We start from the raw sequence: 19763 nt of genomic DNA on the forward strand, positions 1-19763 counted from the left end.
TCCATGACGCTTGATTTATGACGCCTTTGCGCCAAGCTAGGTCATGGGATGGCTTTCTGTTAAGGTTGCCGAAATCTCCTGGGGGCCCGTGTGGGCGGTTGTCTGCTAATGCGCGACGAGGTGCAGCGTGATTAAGGTGCTGGTGGTCGACGACCACGATCTGGTACGCACCGGTATTACCCGCATGCTGGCCGACATCGAAGGCTTGCAAGTGGTCGGCCAGGCCGACTGCGGTGAAGACTGTCTGAAACTGGCCCGCGAACTGAAGCCGGATGTCGTCCTGATGGACGTGAAGATGCCCGGTATCGGCGGCCTGGAGGCAACCCGCAAGCTGCTGCGCAGCCAGCCCGACATCAAGGTCGTGGTAGTCACCGTCTGCGAAGAGGATCCGTTCCCCACCCGCCTCATGCAGGCCGGCGCCGCCGGCTACATGACCAAGGGCGCGGGGCTGGAGGAAATGGTCCAGGCGATTCGCCAGGTCTTCGCCGGCCAGCGCTATATCAGCCCGCAGATCGCCCAGCAACTGGCGCTGAAGTCCTTCCAGCCGCAGCAGCACGATTCCCCCTTCGATTCGCTGTCCGAGCGCGAGATCCAGATCGCCCTGATGATCGCCAACTGCCACAAGGTGCAGAGCATCTCCGACAAGCTGTGCCTGTCGCCGAAGACCGTGAATACCTATCGCTACCGCATCTTCGAGAAGCTCTCGATCACCAGCGACGTGGAACTGGCGCTGCTCGCCGTCCGCCACGGCATGGTCGATGCCGCCAGCTAGATGAGCGCCGTTTTCGACGCGAGCGCCTTCCTCGCTACCTGTAGCAATCGTCCGGGCGTCTACCGCATGTTCGATGCGGACGCCAAGCTTCTCTACGTGGGCAAGGCGAAGAGCCTGAAGAAGCGCCTGGCCAGCTATTTCCGCAAGTCCGGCCTGGCGCCGAAGACCGCTGCGCTGGTGGCGCGCATCGCCCAGGTGGAAACCACCATCACCGCCAATGAAACCGAGGCGTTGCTGCTGGAGCAGACGCTGATCAAGGAGTGGCGGCCGCCCTACAACATCCTGCTGCGGGACGACAAGTCCTATCCCTTCGTGTTCCTCTCCAGCGAGGACGAGTATCCGCGGCTGTCCCTGCACCGTGGCGCGAAGAAGCGCAAGGGGCGTTACTTCGGTCCCTATCCGAGCGCGGGAGCGATCCGCGAGAGCCTCAACCTGCTGCAGAAGGCGTTTCTCGTCCGCCAGTGCGAGGACAGCTATTTCCGCAACCGTACGCGGCCCTGCCTGCAATACCAGATCAAGCGCTGCAAGGGGCCCTGCGTGGGGCTGGTCAGTCCTGAGGAGTACGCCGAGGACGTGCGCCACTCGGTGATGTTCCTCGAAGGAAGGAGCAACGCGCTGGCCGACGAGCTGAACGTCGGCATGGAGCAGGCGGCGATGCGCCTGGACTTCGAGAAGGCGGCGGAGTTGCGCGACCAGGTGGCGATCCTGCGGCGGGTCCAGGACCAGCAGAGCATGGAAGGTGGCAACGGCGACGTCGACATCGTCGCCGCCATCGTCACCCCTGGCGGCGCTTGCGTACACCTGATCAGCGTACGCGGCGGACGGGTGCTGGGCAGCAAGAACTTCTTCCCGCAGGTCGCGATCGAGGAGGAGGTGGGCGAAGTGCTGCTGGCGTTCCTTGGCCAGTACTATCTCAGCCACCAGGAGCGCGACCTGCCGGCGGAGTTGATCGTCAACGTGACGCACGAGGATTTCCCGGTGCTGGTTTCGGCGATCGCCGAAGCGCGAGGCCGCGAACTGGAGATCAGCTACCGGGTGCGTGGTACCCGCGCCCGCTGGCAGCAACTGGCGGTGACCAACGCCGAACAGGCCCTGGGCGCACGCCTGGCCAACCGCCAGCATGTGGCGGCACGCTTCGAAGCCCTTGCCGAGGCGCTCGACCTGGCGGAGCCGCCGCAACGCCTGGAGTGCTTCGATATCAGTCACTCCAGCGGCGAGGCCACCGTGGCTTCCTGCGTGGTGTTCGGCCCGGAAGGGCCGCTGAAGTCGGACTATCGCCGCTACAACATCGAAGGCGTCACGGCCGGCGACGACTACGCGGCGATGCACCAGGCGCTGACCCGCCGCTTCAGTCGCCTGAAGGACGGCGAGGGGAAGATGCCCGACATTCTCCTGGTGGATGGCGGCAAGGGGCAATTGGCCATGGCCCAGGAGGTGCTCCAGGAACTGGCGGTCGCCGGTCTGATCCTGCTCGGCGTGGCCAAGGGCGTGACCCGCAAGCCGGGGCTGGAAACCCTCTACCTGAACGATGCCTCCCACGAGTTCACCCTGCCGGCCGATTCGCCGGCGCTGCACCTGATCCAGCAGATACGTGACGAAGCGCACCGTTTCGCCATCACCGGCCACCGTGCGCGGCGCGGCAAGGCACGGCGGACGTCGACGCTGGAGGACGTCCCTGGCGTCGGCCCGAAACGTCGGCGCGATCTGCTCAAGCATTTCGGCGGGTTGCAGGAATTGTCGCGGGCGAGTATCGATGAACTGGCCAAAGCCCCCGGTATCAGTAAAAAGCTTGCCGAGCAGATTTATGCCGTCCTGCACAGCGAGTAGAATGCCGGCTCACCTCGCAGCCTAGATGGTCCGATGAATATCCCCAATCTGCTCACGTTACTGCGCGTCCTGCTCATTCCGATCTTCATTCTGCTGTTCTATCTGCCGACGTCCTGGAGCTACCTGACCGCCAGTGCCGTGTTCGCCCTGGCCGCCGCCACCGACTGGCTGGACGGCTACCTCGCCCGGCGCCTCGGCCAGAGCACGCCGTTCGGCGCCTTCCTCGACCCGGTCGCGGACAAGCTGATGGTGGCGGTTGCGCTGGTCCTGCTGGTGGAAGAGCACGCCAACCTGTGGCTGACCCTGCCGGCGGTGATCATCATCGGCCGCGAGATCGTGGTTTCCGCCTTGCGTGAGTGGATGGCCGAACTGGGGGCGAGGGCGCAGGTCGCGGTGTCCAACCTGGGCAAGTGGAAGACCGCGGCGCAGATGCTGGCGCTGGTCATTCTCCTGGCGAATCCGCCGCTGATGACCTTCTGGGTGATTCTCGGCTACGTGCTGCTGATCATCTCTGCGGCGCTGACCCTGTGGTCCATGGTGCACTACCTGCTGGCCGCGTGGCCGCATCTGTCGACCACCCCGAAAGAGAAATAAACTTTTTTGAATCAAGGAGTTGACACGGCGCCGCGATGCTATAGAATGGCGCCCGTCACCAAGACGATGCGGGAATAGCTCAGTTGGTAGAGCACGACCTTGCCAAGGTCGGGGTCGCGAGTTCGAGTCTCGTTTCCCGCTCCAGATATAGATCCACAGGCTTGCCTGTAGATCATTGAAAAAAGGGCCTTAGGGCCCTTTTTTCGTTTCGGCGGGTTCTATCGGCCCGGCATCGGCCAGCATCTTCTAGTCCATTCTTTAGTGCATCAGTGCTGGGCGGCGGCTACAGATCGTCTATCCCTTGATCCGCGCAATAGAGCATTGAGCATGGTGCGTTGCCATTCGGCATTCGAAGGGCACCGGCAAGGTCCATATAGTCTTGGTCATCGATGGCCTTTCCCAGGCTGTTTCGCCCGAGGATGGCAAGAGCCGGCATTTCCCACTATCGCTGGAAGGACAAGCAAAAGGTGCTTGGTCGGGCAGCTATCCTGAAGTCGCTCTCAAAGAGGCTCGCAGCCGATGCGTCGTGTCCGCGAATTGATCGCATGCGCTCGGCTCTTGCGAGCAACGGACACAGGAGTGCCGGGAAGCCCGGTGTGTGGAAGGGGCGCCTTCTCGAAGATACATCTACCGAGTCATCGGAATGCCCTGTCGCATCGACGACCCGGCATTGGGTCGGTTCCCGCGATTTGACCCGTTCATGCGGTCGATGAGTTACGCGCAGAGCGAGCCCCCTTATCTCTAGGTATTCAACTTAGGCGGAGCCGACGGGGAGGCGCTCATTCCGGAAGCTGGTGGGCATCGGCGTCGCCTCATCGATGCGTTGGTTGTACCGCAGTGTGGGCCGGGTTCGGTTCGACCGACCGGTTCTGCTGGGTTAGTTGTACTCCAGGATGTAGGTCAAAATGGAGTCAGCTTTACCCGCGGTGATTTTTCCGCCAGTGGCGACATAGCGAGCCGATCCCACAAAGCGGTACATCTCCGTCCCTGCACCGCTGGCCAGCCAGTCCAGGGGCAGGGCCCTGGCTTGGGTGAATGGCAATGCCGCTCCCTTACTGGACGTCAACGAAATGCCGACTCCTTGGGCTACACCGGCTTCTCCTCTGCCTGTGAGGTTCAACAGGCCATCCTGGATCGAGTTGCCTTCAAAGTAGACCTTCACAGGAGGTTTGACACTCGGATTGAGCCCTTCGCACACAACATCCAGTGAAAAGCCATGATCTGGCACAGCCCCTCTTTTGATGTCATACGCCGTTGGGCGCCCCATGTTGACATCAATGGTCGACTTTTGTGTGCTGCACGTGGTGAAGAAAGCGTTATGTTCAAGCGTTGCGCGAAGGTTATATCCCTCTATGGTGAATTCAGCCCTGGATGGATTTGTGTAGTTGGTATCGATGAAAAAATTGGTTGAGTAGTTAAAAGGGGTGATGTCTCCCTTTCCTACTCCCATTGCGGTTCGGATGAAATCAACTACGAGAACAGTGGGCATATAGCGCATGGTGCCGATGTTGCCCGTGGGGTAGGTGGCGGGAGCTGCTGTCGGTTCGGTCCAGTTATAGCGTGCTCGGTGTCCAATTCTGATACCGACCCCTGGCACTCCAGACTCATAGAGGCCATTTCCATCTATTGGAATGAGGGTCGTTTTGGGAGCTGTAAAACCGAATTGTCCGGGCTTTCCGTCACTTCCGCACCACGCCCAGCCACCTAGAGTTTCTCCTGAGCCGACTTGCACGGTCATTGTTCCCATCGATTTACCGATCGGTGCGTGCTTCAAGGTGAAAACGGATTGGAGGCTCTGTATCGGCAGGGGGGTCTTGGTAGGTAGTTCAGGCTTGCCGCAATAGGCCACCGAGGAGAGCGACCAAAGGCATCCAGCGGTCGATATACCAATGCAGAAGAGTAGCTTGACGTGTGCGGGGGCTGGCTTTTTCACGGGAACCCTTGAACTCGTAGGATGATTTGCTCACGCTGATTATTCCATCCCTGGTCTTTCAACTGAGACAGGACCGGTCCGGGGGGCTTGTATGAAATTTCTTAACTTTCTGATTGGAAGTAACGCTGGAATCTGATCCTCTCAACCAGCCATAACACTTGAGGTTGCGCAGGTCTCTGGCGGGAATGCTTGCCAGGCGTAGTGCCTCGCATCCTGTCGGCGGATTCATCGCAAGGCGGTCTTCCTGCGATGCTATGGGGCAGGAGCTGCGGCCGCAGGATGAAGCGTTCGTGGAGCGGCTTCGGGAAAAGCCGTGGCGCGGAAGGCTGGGAAAGGAACTCATGGGAAGGGCCACGCAATGGCTGCCTGGCGTTCCTCGACTGTGCCTGCCTGTCCTGTCTCGAAGACTAGTCCTTAATTCAGTCCATCGATCCGAGGTGAGTGCAAGGCTCTCCTTTGGAGTCAGTATCATGGAGGCTCGTTTCCCGCTCCAGGATATCGATATGCAGATTTCACCAAGTTCTGCAGAACCTCGAAAAGGATCGAGAGGCCCTTTTTTCGTATCAGCGTAAAAACACCGGCAGCCGCTCCTTTCCGCCACGGCTGTCTGGGAAAAATACCCGTTCACCTGCTAACATGGCGACATCGGTGCCGATGTGTCCGCAGGCTCTGGGGCGCGGATGCCATGCCCTCTATCCGGCCGGAGAACTTTGCCATCGAAGACTCGACATGCTGACAAGGTCGTTGCTGTCCGCGGTCTTTTGCCTGTTGCCGATCATCCTGCAGCCGCTGCCCGTCGCGGCCGAATCCATCCTGCTCGATGGTCGTATGACGACAACGACGCGCCCCTGGCTCGACAAACGAGCCAGGCAGTGGCTGGATGCCCGGGAGCCGCTGACGATAGGCGTGGTTTCTCCCGACTATCCGCCGCTATCCATCTTCTATGCAGGTTCCTACAAGGGCTTCACGGCCGATTACCTGGCCCTGGTGTTCGAGCGGCCGTTGCGCGTCAGGGACTTTCCGTCGCGGCAGGCGGCAATCGCTGCGTTGTCGCGGGGAGAGATCGATCTGCTCGGTGTCGGTAGCGAGGTCGAGGCCCGGCAACACGGATTGCTGGCATCCGCTGCGTATCTTTCCGACCGGCCGGTACTGGTGTCTTCCAGCGGCGCCCCGTTCGATTCGCAGGCGGAGTCCTGGCTGGCCACGGTCAAGGGTTATCTTCCCGCCGAACGTATCAAGGCCGCCTATCCGCACAGCAAGGTCATCTGGTTCGACTCGCCGCAGCTTGCCCTGGAAGCGCTGAGCATGGGGGACGTCGATGGCGTGCTGGGTGACGCCGTCTCTGCGCACTATCTCATCCAGACCCATTACCTGCTGAACTTGCGTATCGAGAACTTCGCGCCCATCGACAGCCAGGGTTTCCGTTTCCTGCTCCGGCCGGGGGATGAGCCTCTGCTCGCGGTCCTCGATCGAGCCCTGCCGCGTATCAATGGGCGCTACGGCGACGAACTGTTGCGCAGTTGGAGCGCCGGGCGGCGCCTGCGTTTCGACGATCCCAGGGTGACGCTTGCGCCGGCGGAACAGCGTTGGCTCTCCACGCATCCGGTCGTGCCGGTGGTAATCAACCATTCCCTTGGCGCGCTCGGGCAACTGGATAGCGAGGGGCGGCTGAGCGGTATCGGGCGTGACTATCTGGACCTGATCGGCAAGCGCAGCGGCCTGCAGTTTTCCTTCAGCGGAGCCCGAAACTTCGTCGAGGCGAAACGTCGACTGGATGCGGGCGAGGCGTTGGTTACGCCGACCATGCCCTCGACGGAGCGTCTCGATTCCGGCCTCGAGGTCCTGACTCCCTACCTGCGTAGCACCACGGTGCTGATGAGCGCCAGCCGGGGCGGCCGGGGCGAACGGCTGGAGCGTGTCCATGGCCTCGCGGATCTCGACGGCAAGCGATTGGCCACGACGGTTGGCTATTTCCTCAACGACACCATTCGGCGCGATCACCCTGAGATCAAGCTCCAGGTCTATCCGACCTTTCTCGCCGCGATGCAAAGCGTCGATGCCGGACAGAGCGAGGCTTCCATCAGCAGCGATTATACCGGTCGCTATCTGTCCGCCCAGCATTTCGACAACCGGATCCAGGTCGTCGGTATCCTCGATGATCTCTCCATTCCGATCAGCATCGGTGTGGCGAGGAACCAGCCCGAGCTGCAGGGCATCCTGGAGAAGGCGCAGCTGGCGATCGCTCCGGAAGAAGTGGCGGAAATCCTCCACCGCTGGGAGCCTCGCTTCGCCAAGGGAGGGACGGACTTCTGGCGCGATCACCGGAGCAAGATTCTGCAGATCGGCGGATTGTTCGGCGTACTGATTTCCATCTCTCTCATCTGGGGTTTCTACCTGATGCGCCAGGTGCGCAAGACCCGCCAGGCAGAAGAGCAAGCCGACGCTGCCAACCGTGCCAAGAGCGTGTTTCTTTCGACGATGAGTCACGAGATCCGCACGCCATTGAACGCGGTCATCGGCTTGCAGGAGCTGGTGCTGAAAAAGGGCGAGAAGGGCGTGTTGGATCTCGATTCGCTGAGCATCGCCCAGGAAGCTGCCCAGGGGTTGCTGCTTCTGCTGGGCAATATTCTCGATTTGTCGCGGATCGAATCCGGTCGGTTCGATTCCGCTCCCGAACCAGTGCTTCCTGGCGAGTTGATCAGAGGGATCCTGCCGCTGGTTGGCGGGCTGACGCGGCAGAAGAATCTTTCCCTGGCACTGGAACTCGACGGGGATCTCGAGCAGTGGGTGCTGGTGGATCCCCTGCATTTCAAGCAGGTGTTGTTCAACTTGCTGGGCAACGCCATCAAGTTCACCGAGCGCGGTGGGGTAACGGTGCGGGCGGTGGGGCGGCGCGAGGCGGAGAGGCTTCATTTGCTGCTCGAGGTAAGCGACACCGGCCTCGGTATTTCGGAGGAGGACCAGGCCAGGCTGTTCCGGCCATTCTCGCAGGTCGGCTCGCCTGCGCTTGGCCAGGCGTCCGGCAGCGGCCTGGGGTTGTACATCAGCCGACGCCTGGTACACCTGATGGGCGGCCAGATCAGCCTGCGCAGCGAGCTGGGCAACGGCTCCTGCTTCTCGGTCGAGTTCGATCTTCCGCTGACCGAACCTCCGCCCAGCGAGTCCAGCGAAGCGCGTTCCGGAGTTGCCGAGGTCGAGGAGCGGAAAGAGGCAAGGGCGCTCTCGATATTGCTTGCGGAAGACCATCCGTTCAATCGGCTGACCCTGACCATGCAGTTGGAAAGCCTTGGGCACCGGGTGACCTCCACGGAAGATGGCGAGGAAGCATTCGAACGTTGGCAGGGCGAAGACTTCGACGTCGTGATTACCGACGGCATGATGCCGCGGATGGATGGCTACGAGCTGGCGCGACGGATCCGCTCGCAAGAAGCCCTTGGCGGTCGGCGTCGCTGCTTGGTGATAGCGCTTACCGCCAGCGCCGAGAAGGATGCGCTGGAGCGTTGCCTGGCTGCCGGCATGGACCGGGTCCTGTTCAAGCCGACTACGCTCGATGAGCTCGCTCGGGCGCTGAACGGGGGAGAGCCGCTCATGCCTACGAGCGTCGATTCGCAATGAAAGTGCCCGACTGGTTGCCGTTTTGCGTGCCGCGAGCGGATGTATCGGGTAATCTCTCGCAGAAATGAACCAGCACTAGTGAAGCGAACGATGGGTTTTGAACAACTTGCCGAGCTGAGAGACCGTCTGCGCGCGCAGGCGGCGCAGGCGAAACCGGCTCAAACCAAAAGCTCCGCGGGACGCGCGAAGAAACGTGAAGCCGTCGAGCCGGGAGTCGAGGCTATCTGGAGGCTGCAACGGCATTTCCCGCTGGCGTTTCCGAAAAGCCCCGCGGCCAAGGTTCCGCTCAAGCAGGGCATCCTCCAGGATGCGCAGCAGCACCTCGAGCTACTGGGAATCACCGCCGAACAACTGAAACAGGCCATCGCCACCTGGTGCCAGGGCAGCCGCTACTGGAGTTGCATGGTGGAAGATGCGCCGCGGCTGGATCTGCAAGGCCAGGTTGCCGGCAAGGTAACCGCCGAGCAGGCGGTGTATGCGCGGCGGCAGGCGTCTCGCCGGCAGCGCGAGCAGATGCGCGAGAAGCGCGAGAAGCGTGCCCAGGCAGGTAGCGAAGCGCCGGCCGCCACGGAGGCGCCGACGCCTGAAGCGCCCGCAACCGAAGCGAGTCCCGAGGCGAACTGATCGCCGGGGCAGGGCGCGTCGGATCCTGGCGCGCTCCTCGGTTGCCGGTCGCCGCGGGGCCCATTTCGCGGACGTCTGGGCCCGTTTCTCCCGGCTTGTGCTACGCAATAGCCTGATCTGCAAAGTTTTTTTCGTAGAGCGCTTGCCAAGCCCGGCGAATCCGTCCATAATTGCGTCCATTCCAGCGATGGGTGAGCTAAAAATCTTTTGAAATCAAAGGGTTATAAGTTCAAAATCGCACCAGGAAAGAGATTTCAGCGATATGCCAAACGCATGTCGCTTCGCTCAAAGGCTGAGTAGCAGAGTGGTTATGCACCGGATTGCAAATCCGTGAACGCCGGTTCGATTCCGACCTCAGCCTCCAACAGGAAAGCCCCGTAGCTCAGTGAGTTACGGGGCTTTTTTCTTTCCTGTCCGGTATTGCTGAAGCAAGTTCCTTGGGGTGTCCCCATAACGCTTTCATACTTTTACGGCCTCGCAACCGCCTCCCTCTCCCGATAAGCCGCTCCGTAATTACTACTTTCCCGGAGTGTCCGAGGAGTACCCCAGCACCTGTCACGTTTTCGGCCGTTGCCTGCAATTCGGCCCCGTGCGCGGCTTTTATCTGGACGCAAGATCCGGTCTGGGTCGGCCATCGGCTGGTCGTCATCGAACATGACCAGCCGAGCCGGTCTGTCCCGCCGCCTGCCTTCCGGGCCTTTATCGATCAACCGTTGTGGCGACCGCGAGCGGAAGGCGCTTGGCGGAGGGCCCGTTTCATCTTGCCTTGCGTTTCAAGGAAACCGGCAGGCCCCAGGTCAGGTCTTCCATGCCTGCTTCGCCGAGTATCTCGGTTTTCATCGGCTGGATCCGCGCGAGCACCTGGCGGCCCGTTTCATCAAGCCTTGGCTGCTCGCGATCGATGAACCTTTTCGTCAGCTCCATGGGCGCTGGCCTCATGAAGACCTGGAGATCCTGCAAGGCGCACTTGATGTTTTGCGTGTCCACGGCCTTGCAGGTCTTCCTGTCATAGCTCACGGCCGGGGTCTTCAAGTGGAACCGATCGCTGAGCAGGATCTGCCCAGGCTGAATGGTGAAGGACAGCGGGGCATAGGCGTCGGGTATCTGCGCTTGCAGCTTGATGGAGGGGACATCCTCGATCTTCGTGCCTTCGGCCCAACCGGCATCCGAGACCATTTCCCGCTGGCTGTATTGCTGCTCGGTCCAGCCCACGCATTGGCCGGAGGCCATGTGCACGGCGCTGCAGACATTCTGTGTGTAGGTTTTGTCTGCATAGGAGGCGTCGCGCCAGTAGTTCTCCTTCACGAACCGGCGATACAGCACGGCGGACAGGTTCACCGAACCAAGTGGGCTGGCAGCCGGCTGCCCCTTTGGCGCCTTGATCTGGGCAAGGGTGCTGTCGATCTTGTAGTCGATCCCTCCGGACAGCAGGTAGGTTCCCGGCGGGACGATGTTGACCTCGAGGAAGTCCCACAGATAGACGGCTTCCTTGATCTTCTCCAGGTCGTTGTTGGCAAAGGCCTGCATGTAGGCGATCCCGGGCACGTCCTTGTTCTTGAATATGACCCGATGCGAGTAGCTGGAGAGGTCCGTCACGCTCTTGTTGGGCATGAGCGCCGGTACCAGTACCACGGACATGCCTTCGCGGGTAGCCTCATCGATCATGTTCAGGAGCTGGTTGGTGGGGTTCTGCTGGGAGCCGCCGAGTCCGGCGTTGCCTAGGGAGGCGCAGGCTGACAACAGGCTTGCCGGGAGCAGGATCGCGAAGGGGCTCAGACGCCGAGCGATGGTTTTCATGAGATATCCTTATCTATACGGGCCAATGACTTAAGGCGAGTGCGGGAAGAATCCTAATCTACTCCTTGCGGATTCCCAAGGAGCGTTCGTCCCGCGCGTAGGAAGGAGCGTTTGAGTCGAGCGCGTCACAGCCTGTTGCTGCAATCCTGGGTACTCACATGCGTTCGAATGCTGGCGAGCCAGTGCGTACTGCGTTGGTGATGGCTCGCTGCGGGTAGAGTTCGTGCCGGTCATCGAGGGCTGGCTGCGTGGGAGCGCAATGAAGACGCGCATCCCAGCTCTTCTGGCGATTCGTGAGTGCGGATCAAATCTGTTTTACCGCCGTACGACTTTTTCCGTTCCCTGCGCCTATCTAACCTGCCGCTCTCTTCAACCCGGGATCGGCAGGCATCTCCGCTGCGGTTCCAGCATGTACGGAACACCATGAAAAACATTCTCCTGCTCAACGGCGGAAAGCGTTTCGCCCATTCCGACGGTCGCCTCAACCAGACCCTGCACGAAACCGCCCTGGCCCATCTGGACCGCCGTGGCTTCGACCTGCGCCAGACCTTCATCGACGGCGGTTATGACATCCCGGCGGAGGTGGACAAGTTCCTCTGGGCCGACGTGGTGATCTACCAGATGCCCGGCTGGTGGATGGGCGCCCCGTGGACGGTGAAGCGCTACATCGACGAAGTCTTCACGGCCGGTCATGGCAGCCTCTATGCCAACGACGGCCGTACCCGCTCCGACAGCACGCAGAAATATGGCAGCGGCGGTCTGGTGCAGGGCAAGCGCTACATGATCTCGGCGACCTGGAATGCACCACGGCAGGCGTTCGACGATCCGAGCGACTTCTTCGAAGGGAAAGGCGTGGATGCGGTGTATTTCCCCTTCCACAAGGCCAACCAGTTCCTCGGCATGTCCGGCCTGCCGACGTTCCTCGCGGTGGATGTGATGAAGCGCCCGGACGTCCCGGCTGCCGTCGCTGCCTACCAGGTGCACCTGGACAGGGTGTTCGGGCGCGCCGGCTGAGTTCGACGGCGGGCCTCGTGTCGCTTCGCTGGATGGAGTGGCGGATCGAAATCCAGGCTCTCGGGACGAGGCCTAACGGTCACGGATCCGCTATCCGGGCTTTTCTCCGCCACGACCCGCGAGTGATCCGAAATTCGATTTTTCCATCGATCCGTCGAATTAGATTTCATCGGGGACGGGGAGGAAAGGATGCTTTGCACGAATATTCGAATGGGCGCATCGTAAAATGAGCGCGCTTCGACCGTGTCGAAGCCACCCCCGACAACGTTGCTGGCAGGTCGCTCATCGACTTCCGACGCCTGCCGCCGAATTCAGGAGATTCACATGTGTCCTTGCCCTCACTCCCAGGCCCAGGGAGAAACGGACGGAGAGGCTGAGTGGCATAACGCCGCCCTGGACTTCACCCATGCGATGAGCTACGGCGATTACCTGAAGCTGGACAAGGTCCTGGACGCCCAGTTCCCGCTTTCGCCCGACCACAACGAAATGCTGTTCATCATCCAGCACCAGACCTCGGAGCTATGGATGAAGCTGATGCTCCACGAACTGCGGGCCGCCCGGGAGCACGTCAAGTCAGGCAAGCTCGGTCCGGCGCTGAAAATGCTCGCCAGGGTCTCGCGGATCTTCGACCAGCTGGTACACGCCTGGGCGGTGCTGGCCACCATGACGCCGACCGAGTACAACACCATCCGCCCGTACCTGGGCCAGTCTTCCGGTTTCCAGTCCTACCAGTACCGCGAGATCGAATTCATCCTCGGCAACAAGAACGCCACCCTGCTCAAGCCCCATGCTCACCGCGCCGAGCTGCTGGCGGCCCTGGAGCAGGCCCTGCATACGCCGTCGCTATACGACGAAGCGATCCGCCTGATGGCCGCCCAGGGGTTGCCGGTAAGCCAGGAGCGGCTCGTCCGGGACGCGGCGGCCGGCACCTGTTACGAGGCCTCGGTGGAGGCGGCGTGGCGACAGGTCTACCAGACGCCGGAGCGCTACTGGGACCTGTATCAGTTGGCGGAAAAACTGATCGACCTGGAGGATTCGTTCCGCCAGTGGCGCTTCCGTCACGTGACCACGGTGGAGCGCATCATCGGTTTCAAACCCGGCACGGGCGGAACCGAGGGCGTGGGGTATCTGCGCAGCATGCTCGATACCATCCTCTTCCCCGAACTGTGGCGGCTCCGTTCCAACCTGTAGTACCGGATGAGGCGCAGCATCCGCCTGCGCCTCAGTCGTTGCCGGCGCCTCCCGCCGCCCACTCTTGCCGCAAAAGCCCCATGAGAACGACATTCCAGCGTTCCCGGCCGACCCGGGTGGCGGAGCGGCGCAAGCCTTCTTCGCGGAACCCCGCGCGTCGATAGAGATGACGGGCGGCAGCGTTCCAGTCGTACACGTTCAATTCAACGCGCTCGATGTCGGCGTCGGCGAAAGCCTCGGCGAGCAGCGCCTCCAGCATCGGTAGCCCCAGGCCCTGGCCGCGCGCGTTTGGCGCCAGGGCTATGCGAGCCAGGCGGACGACGCCGTTGCGGCGGTCGAACAGCAACTGGCAATGGCCGATGACCTGGCCATCCAGGCAAGCGCTCCAGAGCAGGCGCAGCGGCGGTTGTCGGCGGCTTTCCGCGAGGTCTTCATGCATCTGCTCGAGGCTCAGCGGATGCCGCAGGGCGGGGCCGGCCCATTGCACCAGCTCCTTTTCCGTGGCGAACCAGCGTTGCAGGGTGGGGAAGTGTTCCAGCTGGAACGGGACGAGTTGCAGGTCCGGGACGGAACCCGTGCCGGGTGTGGGCATGCGGAGTGCCTCGCTCAGGTCATCGGGGGGAGCCGGCGTTTAACCGGGGACTTCTTGACGATGGCGGTGTTGGTTTCCGCGTAGCCGTTGATCCTGTCCAGCAGCGTGTCGAGCTGTTCCATCGAACGGACCTGGAGGCGGGCGATGAAGCAGTCGTCACCGGTGACCTTGTCGCACTCGGTGAACTCGGCGATGTCCTGGATCTGTCGCTCGACCTCGTGCAGCTTGCCGGGCAGGGGGCGGATGCGCACGATCGCCTGGAACTGGTAGCCGAAACAGCGGGGGTCGACATCCAGGGTGTAGCCGCGGATCACGCCGCGTTCTTCCAGTTTGCGCAGGCGTTCGGCGACGCTCGGGGCCGATAGTCCGCTGACCTGGGCGAGGGCCTTGAGGGACAGTCGCGAGTCAGCCATGAGGGCGTTGATCAGGCGTTGGTCGATGTCGTCGGTCATGTCGGCCTCGAAAGTTTTTTTTCAAAATAGCCCTGATAAAAAAGGTCGTCACGGGTTTTTGCCTGAGTAATGCGATGGAGGGCTGGAAGACGGCTTTGGATAATCATAGGCCTGTCTTGCGGGAGAGCGCTCATGAACGATCCGATCCGTCGCGGTACGCTGGAAATGACTTCGGCCATGCTGATCTGCGGCACCATTGGCTGGCTGGTGCTGCTCTCCGGGCAGCCCGTGCTGGACGTGGTGTTCTGGCGCTGCGTATTCGGTTTCGCCGCCCTGCTGGTCGCCTGTGCCGCGCTGGGCTTCCTGCGCCGCGGCAGCCTGGGGCGCGAGGCGTTCCTGCTGGCGCTCCTCAGCGGGGTGTTCATCGTCGGCAACTGGGTGTTGCTGTTCGCATCCTACTCACGGGCTTCGATCGCCATCGGTACCGCGGTCTACAACGTCCAGCCGTTCATGCTGGTGGGGCTAGGCGCGGCGTTTCTCGGCGAGAAGGTCACGGCGCGCAAGCTGGGCTGGCTGGGGCTTTCGTTCGCCGGCATGCTGGCGATCGTCAGCGCCCACGGCGACAGCGACGCCCCGCGCGGGGACTACCTGTTCGGTATCCTCCTGGCGCTCGCTGCCGCGCTGCTGTATGCCTTTGCCGCGCTGATCGTGAAGCGCCTGCAAGGCACGCCGCCGCATCTTATCGCGTTGATCCAGGTGGGCACCGGCGTGCTGATGCTCGCACCGCTGGCGAACCTTGCCGAACTGCCCCGGGGCGTTGCTCCCTGGGCCAGCCTGGCGACCCTGGGAATCGTCCATACCGGGCTGATGTACGTGCTGCTCTACGGCGCCATTCAGAAATTGCCGACGGCGCTGACCGGTGCGTTGTCCTTCATCTATCCGGTCGCGGCGATCCTGGTGGACTGGCTGGTCTTCGAACATCGCCTGAGCCTGGCGCAGTGGCTTGGCGTGGCCGCCATCCTGCTTGCCGCGGCGGGCATGCAGCAGGGTTGGAGCGTGCGCCTGCCGGGGCCGGCAGTGCGGCGCGGCTGAGGCGGCGAGGAAAAGAAAAAGCCCCGCGACGGGGGCGAGGCTTTTCTACAGCGATCTCGGCTGATCAGTTGCCGAAGACCTTGAAGCGTTCGCTTTCGGCGATGAAGGCTTTCTCGCCCGCCGGGGCGGCGATGGCGCCGAAAGGCATCTGTGCGCGCAGCTTCCAGCTTTCCGGCAGGTTCCAGGTCTTGTGGGTCTGGGCATCTACCAGCGGGTTGTAGTGCTGCAGGCTGGCGCCGACCTTGTGCTCGGCGAGGACGGTCCAGACCGCGAACTGGGCCATGCCGCTGGCCTGCTCCGACCACACCGGGAAGTTATCGGCGTAGAGGGCGAACTGCTCCTGAAGCTGGCGCACTACCGTCTGGTCTTCGAAGAACAGTACGGTGCCGGCACCGGCAGCGAAGGAGTTGAGCTTGGTTTCGGTGGCGGCGAAGGCGTCGGCGGGAACGATCTTCTTCAACTCGTCCTTGGCGATGTTCCAGAACTGCTCGTGCTCGGCGCCGAACAGCACGACCACCCGCGAGGTCTGCGAGTTGAATGCGGAAGGGCTGTGCGAGACGGCCTCCTTGACCAGTTCGACGACTTTCTCCTGGGAGATAGGCAGTTGCTTGTCCAGGGCGTAGATGGTGCGGCGGTTCTTGATGGAGGAGAGGAATGCGTCAGACATCGTGAGGCTCCTTGTTTGGAAGTTGGATTCGATATTAGCGACGGCCTCGATGAGATCAATGGGAAATAACCGGTGATTCCTATCGACTGATGTGATGGATGTCCTGTTTCCCCAGGAAAGCCGGGTATCAGCAGTCCAGCGAGGCCGACAGCGAGGGATGGCGCGTACGGATGAAATCGGAATATCGAGAAAGTCGATGGGCATAAACCCGCGAGGACCTGACCGTTGATTCAGGTCAAGCAGGGTGGAGGCCAGGGAGGCGGCCAACCTTTAGTGATGGTGACCCGGCGGCCCGGCTCGGTGATGGTTCGATTGTAGGATTGTCGGACAAAAACTGGAGCGCACGATGTTTGAAAATTTCTCTCCCACCACCATGCTGGCCATCAAGAAGTACGCCTATTGGCTCTGGCTGCTGCTGGCGTTGTCCATGCCGTTCAACTACTGGATGGCCCAGGACAGCGCACATCCGGCCTTCTGGGCATTTTCCCTGGTGATTGCGGTATTCGGCATCGGGCCGCTGCTGGACATGCTGTTCGGTCGTGACCCGGCCAACCCAGACGAGGAAACCCAGACGCCGCAGTTGCTCGGCCAGGGCTATTACGTATTGCTGACCCTGGCCACGGTGCCGGTGCTCATCGGCACGCTGGTCTGGGCCGCTGGCGTGTTCGTCGCTTTCCAGGAATGGGGCTGGCTCGGCCGGTTGGGCTGGATCCTCTCGATGGGCACGGTGATGGGAGCGGTGGGGATCGTCGTCGCCCATGAGCTGATCCACAAGGACTCGGCGTTGGAGCAGGCTGCCGGTGGCATCCTGCTGGCCGCCGTGTGCTACGCGGGGTTCAAGGTCGAGCATGTGCGCGGCCACCATGTGCATGTGTCCACCCCGGAGGACGCTTCGTCGGCGCGTTTCGGCCAGTCGGTCTACCAGTTCCTGCCGCATGCCTACAAGTACAACTTCCTCAACGCCTGGCGCCTCGAAGCGGTGCGGCTGCGCAAGAAGGGCCTGCCGGTGTTCGGCTGGCAGAACGAACTGATCTGGTGGTACCTGCTGAGCCTGGCGTTGCTGGTCGGTTTCGGTTGGGCGTTCGGCTGGCTGGGGATGGTTTTCTTCCTTGGCCAGGCGTTCGTCGCGGTGACCCTGCTGGAAATCATCAACTACGTCGAGCACTACGGCCTGCATCGGCGGAAGGGCGAGGACGGGCGCTACGAGCGGACCAACCATACCCACTCCTGGAACAGCAACTTCGTCTTCACCAACCTGGTCCTGTTCCATCTGCAACGGCATTCCGACCATCATGCCTTCGCCAAACGCCCCTACCAGGCCCTCCGCCATTATGACGATAGCCCGCAGATGCCCAGCGGTTACGCCGGGATGGTGGTGCTGGCGCTGATCCCGCCGCTGTGGCGGGCGGTCATGGACCCCAAGGTGCGGGCCTACTATGCGGGCGAAGAGTTCCAGTTGACGGCCGAACAGAGCGAGCGGCCGGCGGCCTCCTGAGCATCGCCGATGCCTCCCGCTCCGTGCCCGGATAGCTCTTCGTTCGGGTAATTCCGCCTTGCCGGGGGTTGGCTATCCTTAGCGATATCTCGCATGGAAAGGAGCCCAGGGATGAACATTCGGCAGAGGATCCTCGCTTCGGGCGCCATCGGCATCGTGGCTGTGGTGCTGCTCGGCGGGGTCGGCTTCTGGGGGCAATTGCGGTTGGGCAAGGCGCTGACGGAGAACGAGCTGAGCGTCAATGCGCTGCGCAACCACATGGAAGGCGACATGATGCACGACGCCTTGCGCGCCGACGTCCTGGCGGCGTTCGTGGTCCAGCCCGGCGACGGCGCGGCGGCCGAGCAGGTCCGCGAGGACCTGCAGGAGCACAGTCAGTGGTTTCGCAAGGTGGTCGAGCAGAACCAGGGGCTGCCTCTCAACGACGCCATCCATCAGGCGCTGGTCGAGTTGCGGCCCGACCTGGAAGCCTACATCGGCGCCGCCGAGAGCATCGTCGGCAAGGCGTTGCTCGATCCCGTGGCGGCGCGGGCCGAGCTGCCGCAGTTCGTCCAGGCCTTCAAGGATCTGGAAGGGCGCAACGAAGCGCTCAGCAGCCTGATCGAGAAACACGTCGAGCAGACCAACCGGGCGCGCGAAGACAGTATGCGCTATTCCGCCTGGATGCTCGCGGGCGGCATCCTGGTCGCCTGCCTGGTCCTCGGACAGCTCTGTCGCCAGTTGCTGCGCGCCGTCCTGCAGCCGCTGCGCAAACTGGTCTCATCGGCCCGGGTGATCGCCCAGGGCAACCTGCAGGAGCCGATCGGCGTCGACAGCAATGACGAGGCCGGCCAGTTGCAGCGGGCGTTGGGCGAGATGCAGGAGAACCTGCGGCAGATGATCACCATCATCCGCCAGGAAAGCGAAGAGCTCCACGACACCTCCCAGTCCATCGGCCAGACCTCGCAGTCGATCGTCCACGGCGCCAGCCAACAGGCCGACAGCGCCACCAGCATGGCTGCGAGCATGGAAGAGATGATCACCAATATCTCGCAGATTTCCGACCACGCCGACAACGCCAGGGTGATCTCGGCCAAGTCCGAGGAGCTGGCCAGCAGTGGCGGACAGGTGATCCTCAACGTGGTGGAAGGGATGAGCCGCATCGCCGACGTGGTCAACCAGTCCTCCACCAGCATCACCGCTCTCGGCCAGTCGTCGGACGAGATCCATTCGATCATCCAGGTGATCAAGGGGATCGCCGAGCAGACCAACCTGCTGGCATTGAACGCCGCCATCGAGGCGGCGCGGGCCGGAGAGGCCGGGCGCGGTTTCGCCGTGGTCGCCGACGAGGTGCGCGGGCTGGCGGCGCGGACCACCCAGTCGACCCAGGAGATCACCGCGATGATCGAGCGCATCCGCGCCAGCACGGGGCAAGCGATCAACAGCATGGAGGCCGGCGTGAGCCGGGTCAACGAGGGGGTGTCGTTCGCCCGCCAGGCAGGGGTGTCGATCAACGAGATCCTCGATGGAACCCGTCATGCCGCGTCGGTGGTCGACGAAATTTCCCAGACCATCCGCGAACAGTCGCGCGCCAGCGATGAAATCGCCCAGCGCGTGGAGCTCATCGCCCAGCGTTCGCAGCAGAACACCCAGGCGATGCACGAGATGGCCGCCACCGCCAGGCGCCTGAACGAGGTTGCGGCGACCATGCGCTCGTCGGTGGAGCGCTTCAAGATCTGACGGGGGCCGCCTAGGTCGTCGACTCCGGGAGGCGCACGAACAGCGTGTAGCGTGCGCCTTCGATCGCTTCGAAGGCGATCAGCTTCTCGATCAGCGCCAGGTTCAGGACCTTGCCCGCGTTGAGCAGCAGCATGCCGTTGTTGGCGGTGAGGTTGCGCGCCAGCACCATGCCCGGAACCAGGTCGCGGGTGCCATGGGCACGGACTTGCGGATCGGCCAGGGTGACGTCGGCAAGGGTCGTCGCGCAGACCTGGATGAACGGTTCGATCAGCTCGGGGTCGTACAGCCGGCCGGCGTACTTGCGGATGTAGATCAGCGCTTCGTCGCGATTCATGCGCCGTTCGAGGATCAGCCCACGCTGCAACTCGACGAAATCCACCGCCAGCTTCAAGAGGCGCGAGCCCAGGGGGATGGACTCGCCTTTGAGGTGGTCCGGATA

General features: G+C 62.3%; 16 protein-coding genes and 2 tRNA genes. 12 read left to right on the forward strand and 6 right to left on the reverse strand.

Translation table 11 applies throughout. From position 1 onward, the window contains the following. Positions 1-127: 127 nt before the first annotated feature. The 4 genes from gacA (at position 128) to FFS27_RS01740 (ending at position 3337) form a co-directional block, all read left to right on the forward strand. Positions 128-772, forward strand: a complete 645-nt coding sequence (gacA, locus tag FFS27_RS01725; RefSeq protein ID WP_003090351.1) for a response regulator transcription factor GacA — start codon at positions 128-130, stop codon at positions 770-772. Continuing rightward, positions 773-2599 (forward strand): excinuclease ABC subunit UvrC, encoded by a 1827-nt coding sequence (uvrC, locus tag FFS27_RS01730; protein WP_003097551.1) that lies wholly within the window; start codon positions 773-775, stop codon positions 2597-2599. It begins immediately after the preceding gene. Positions 2600-2632: 33 nt separating this feature from the next. Further along, positions 2633-3193, forward strand: coding sequence for a CDP-diacylglycerol--glycerol-3-phosphate 3-phosphatidyltransferase (gene pgsA, locus FFS27_RS01735; protein ID WP_003090349.1), 561 nt, complete (start codon positions 2633-2635; stop codon positions 3191-3193). Positions 3194-3261: 68 nt separating this feature from the next. Continuing rightward, positions 3262-3337: transfer RNA gene (locus tag FFS27_RS01740), tRNA-Gly, on the forward strand. A 733-nt stretch (positions 3338-4070) separates the two neighbouring features. Here FFS27_RS01740 and FFS27_RS01745 read toward each other — a convergent pair. Continuing rightward, positions 4071-4931, reverse strand: a complete 861-nt coding sequence (locus FFS27_RS01745; RefSeq protein ID WP_223677416.1) for a fimbrial protein — start codon at positions 4929-4931, stop codon at positions 4071-4073. An 831-nt stretch (positions 4932-5762) separates the two neighbouring features. Between FFS27_RS01745 and FFS27_RS01750 the strand changes: the two genes are divergently transcribed. From FFS27_RS01750 to FFS27_RS01760, 3 genes are all read left to right on the forward strand, one after another. Further along, positions 5763-8741, forward strand: a complete 2979-nt coding sequence (locus FFS27_RS01750) for a response regulator (RefSeq protein ID WP_021264889.1) — start codon at positions 5763-5765, stop codon at positions 8739-8741. A gap of 90 nt (positions 8742-8831) precedes the next feature. Beyond that, positions 8832-9365: a ProQ/FINO family protein gene (locus FFS27_RS01755; protein WP_021264888.1), complete on the forward strand. Its 534-nt coding sequence runs from the start codon at positions 8832-8834 to the stop codon at positions 9363-9365. A 290-nt stretch (positions 9366-9655) separates the two neighbouring features. Further along, positions 9656-9729, forward strand: a tRNA-Cys gene (locus tag FFS27_RS01760). Positions 9730-10121: 392 nt separating this feature from the next. Here the strand turns inward: FFS27_RS01760 and FFS27_RS01765 are convergent. Beyond that, positions 10122-11162 carry a hypothetical protein gene (locus tag FFS27_RS01765; RefSeq protein ID WP_021264887.1) on the reverse strand — a complete coding sequence of 347 codons (1041 nt, stop codon included), beginning with the start codon at positions 11160-11162 and terminating at the stop codon, positions 10122-10124. Positions 11163-11585: 423 nt separating this feature from the next. Between FFS27_RS01765 and FFS27_RS01770 the strand changes: the two genes are divergently transcribed. Both FFS27_RS01770 and kynA read left to right on the forward strand, forming a co-directional pair. Further along, complete coding sequence (locus tag FFS27_RS01770) at positions 11586-12176, forward strand: NAD(P)H-dependent oxidoreductase (protein WP_021264886.1); 591 nt, start codon at positions 11586-11588, stop codon at positions 12174-12176. A 324-nt stretch (positions 12177-12500) separates the two neighbouring features. Beyond that, positions 12501-13367 (forward strand): tryptophan 2,3-dioxygenase, encoded by an 867-nt coding sequence (kynA, locus tag FFS27_RS01775; protein WP_003138969.1) that lies wholly within the window; start codon positions 12501-12503, stop codon positions 13365-13367. 31 nt (positions 13368-13398) lie between these two features. Here the strand turns inward: kynA and FFS27_RS01780 are convergent, their stop codons facing one another. After that, positions 13399-13959 carry a GNAT family N-acetyltransferase gene (locus FFS27_RS01780; RefSeq protein ID WP_003090067.1) on the reverse strand — a complete coding sequence of 187 codons (561 nt, stop codon included), beginning with the start codon at positions 13957-13959 and terminating at the stop codon, positions 13399-13401. 14 nt (positions 13960-13973) lie between these two features. Then, positions 13974-14411, reverse strand: coding sequence for an Lrp/AsnC family transcriptional regulator (locus FFS27_RS01785; protein WP_003090065.1), 438 nt, complete (start codon positions 14409-14411; stop codon positions 13974-13976). A 132-nt stretch (positions 14412-14543) separates the two neighbouring features. On the opposite strand from FFS27_RS01785, the gene FFS27_RS01790 reads away from it, so the two are divergent. Beyond that, a complete protein-coding gene (locus tag FFS27_RS01790; protein ID WP_019371712.1) occupies positions 14544-15443 on the forward strand; it encodes a DMT family transporter in 900 nt (299 codons plus the stop codon). A 64-nt stretch (positions 15444-15507) separates the two neighbouring features. Here the strand turns inward: FFS27_RS01790 and FFS27_RS01795 are convergent, their stop codons facing one another. Then, the gene (locus FFS27_RS01795) at positions 15508-16110 is read right to left on the reverse strand and encodes a nitroreductase family protein (protein WP_003090061.1); all 603 of its coding nucleotides are present in this window, start codon (positions 16108-16110) and stop codon (positions 15508-15510) included. A 346-nt stretch (positions 16111-16456) separates the two neighbouring features. Here FFS27_RS01795 and alkB1 point away from each other — a divergent pair, with 346 nt between their 5' ends. Together alkB1 and FFS27_RS01805 are read left to right on the forward strand one after the other, a co-directional pair. Beyond that, a complete protein-coding gene (alkB1, locus tag FFS27_RS01800) occupies positions 16457-17605 on the forward strand; it encodes an alkane 1-monooxygenase AlkB1 (RefSeq protein WP_003090058.1) in 1149 nt (382 codons plus the stop codon). 111 nt (positions 17606-17716) lie between these two features. Then, complete coding sequence (locus FFS27_RS01805; protein WP_003090055.1) at positions 17717-19324, forward strand: methyl-accepting chemotaxis protein; 1608 nt, start codon at positions 17717-17719, stop codon at positions 19322-19324. A gap of 10 nt (positions 19325-19334) precedes the next feature. On the opposite strand, the gene FFS27_RS01810 is transcribed toward FFS27_RS01805, so the two are convergent. After that, positions 19335-19763 (reverse strand): HD domain-containing phosphohydrolase (locus tag FFS27_RS01810; RefSeq protein WP_335926862.1); only part of this gene is annotated, 429 nt, incomplete at its 5' end.

Source organism: Pseudomonas sp. 2VD (genome assembly GCF_005503585.1).
Lineage (GTDB): Bacteria > Pseudomonadota > Gammaproteobacteria > Pseudomonadales > Pseudomonadaceae > Pseudomonas > Pseudomonas aeruginosa.

Coding starts and splice junctions, on each gene's coding strand:
- uvrC (WP_003097551.1), top strand. CDS start 773: ATGAGCGCCGTTTTCGACGCGAGCGCCTTCCTCGCTACCTGTAGCAAT.
- pgsA (WP_003090349.1), top strand. CDS start 2,633: ATGAATATCCCCAATCTGCTCACGTTACTGCGCGTCCTGCTCATTCCG.
- FFS27_RS01745 (WP_223677416.1), bottom strand. CDS start 4,931: ATGACCGTGCAAGTCGGCTCAGGAGAAACTCTAGGTGGCTGGGCGTGG.
- FFS27_RS01750 (WP_021264889.1), top strand. CDS start 5,763: ATGGCGACATCGGTGCCGATGTGTCCGCAGGCTCTGGGGCGCGGATGC.
- FFS27_RS01755 (WP_021264888.1), top strand. CDS start 8,832: ATGGGTTTTGAACAACTTGCCGAGCTGAGAGACCGTCTGCGCGCGCAG.
- FFS27_RS01765 (WP_021264887.1), bottom strand. CDS start 11,162: ATGAAAACCATCGCTCGGCGTCTGAGCCCCTTCGCGATCCTGCTCCCG.
- FFS27_RS01770 (WP_021264886.1), top strand. CDS start 11,586: ATGAAAAACATTCTCCTGCTCAACGGCGGAAAGCGTTTCGCCCATTCC.
- kynA (WP_003138969.1), top strand. CDS start 12,501: ATGTGTCCTTGCCCTCACTCCCAGGCCCAGGGAGAAACGGACGGAGAG.
- FFS27_RS01780 (WP_003090067.1), bottom strand. CDS start 13,959: ATGCCCACACCCGGCACGGGTTCCGTCCCGGACCTGCAACTCGTCCCG.
- FFS27_RS01785 (WP_003090065.1), bottom strand. CDS start 14,411: ATGACCGACGACATCGACCAACGCCTGATCAACGCCCTCATGGCTGAC.
- FFS27_RS01790 (WP_019371712.1), top strand. CDS start 14,544: ATGAACGATCCGATCCGTCGCGGTACGCTGGAAATGACTTCGGCCATG.
- FFS27_RS01795 (WP_003090061.1), bottom strand. CDS start 16,110: ATGTCTGACGCATTCCTCTCCTCCATCAAGAACCGCCGCACCATCTAC.
- alkB1 (WP_003090058.1), top strand. CDS start 16,457: ATGTTTGAAAATTTCTCTCCCACCACCATGCTGGCCATCAAGAAGTAC.
- FFS27_RS01805 (WP_003090055.1), top strand. CDS start 17,717: ATGAACATTCGGCAGAGGATCCTCGCTTCGGGCGCCATCGGCATCGTG.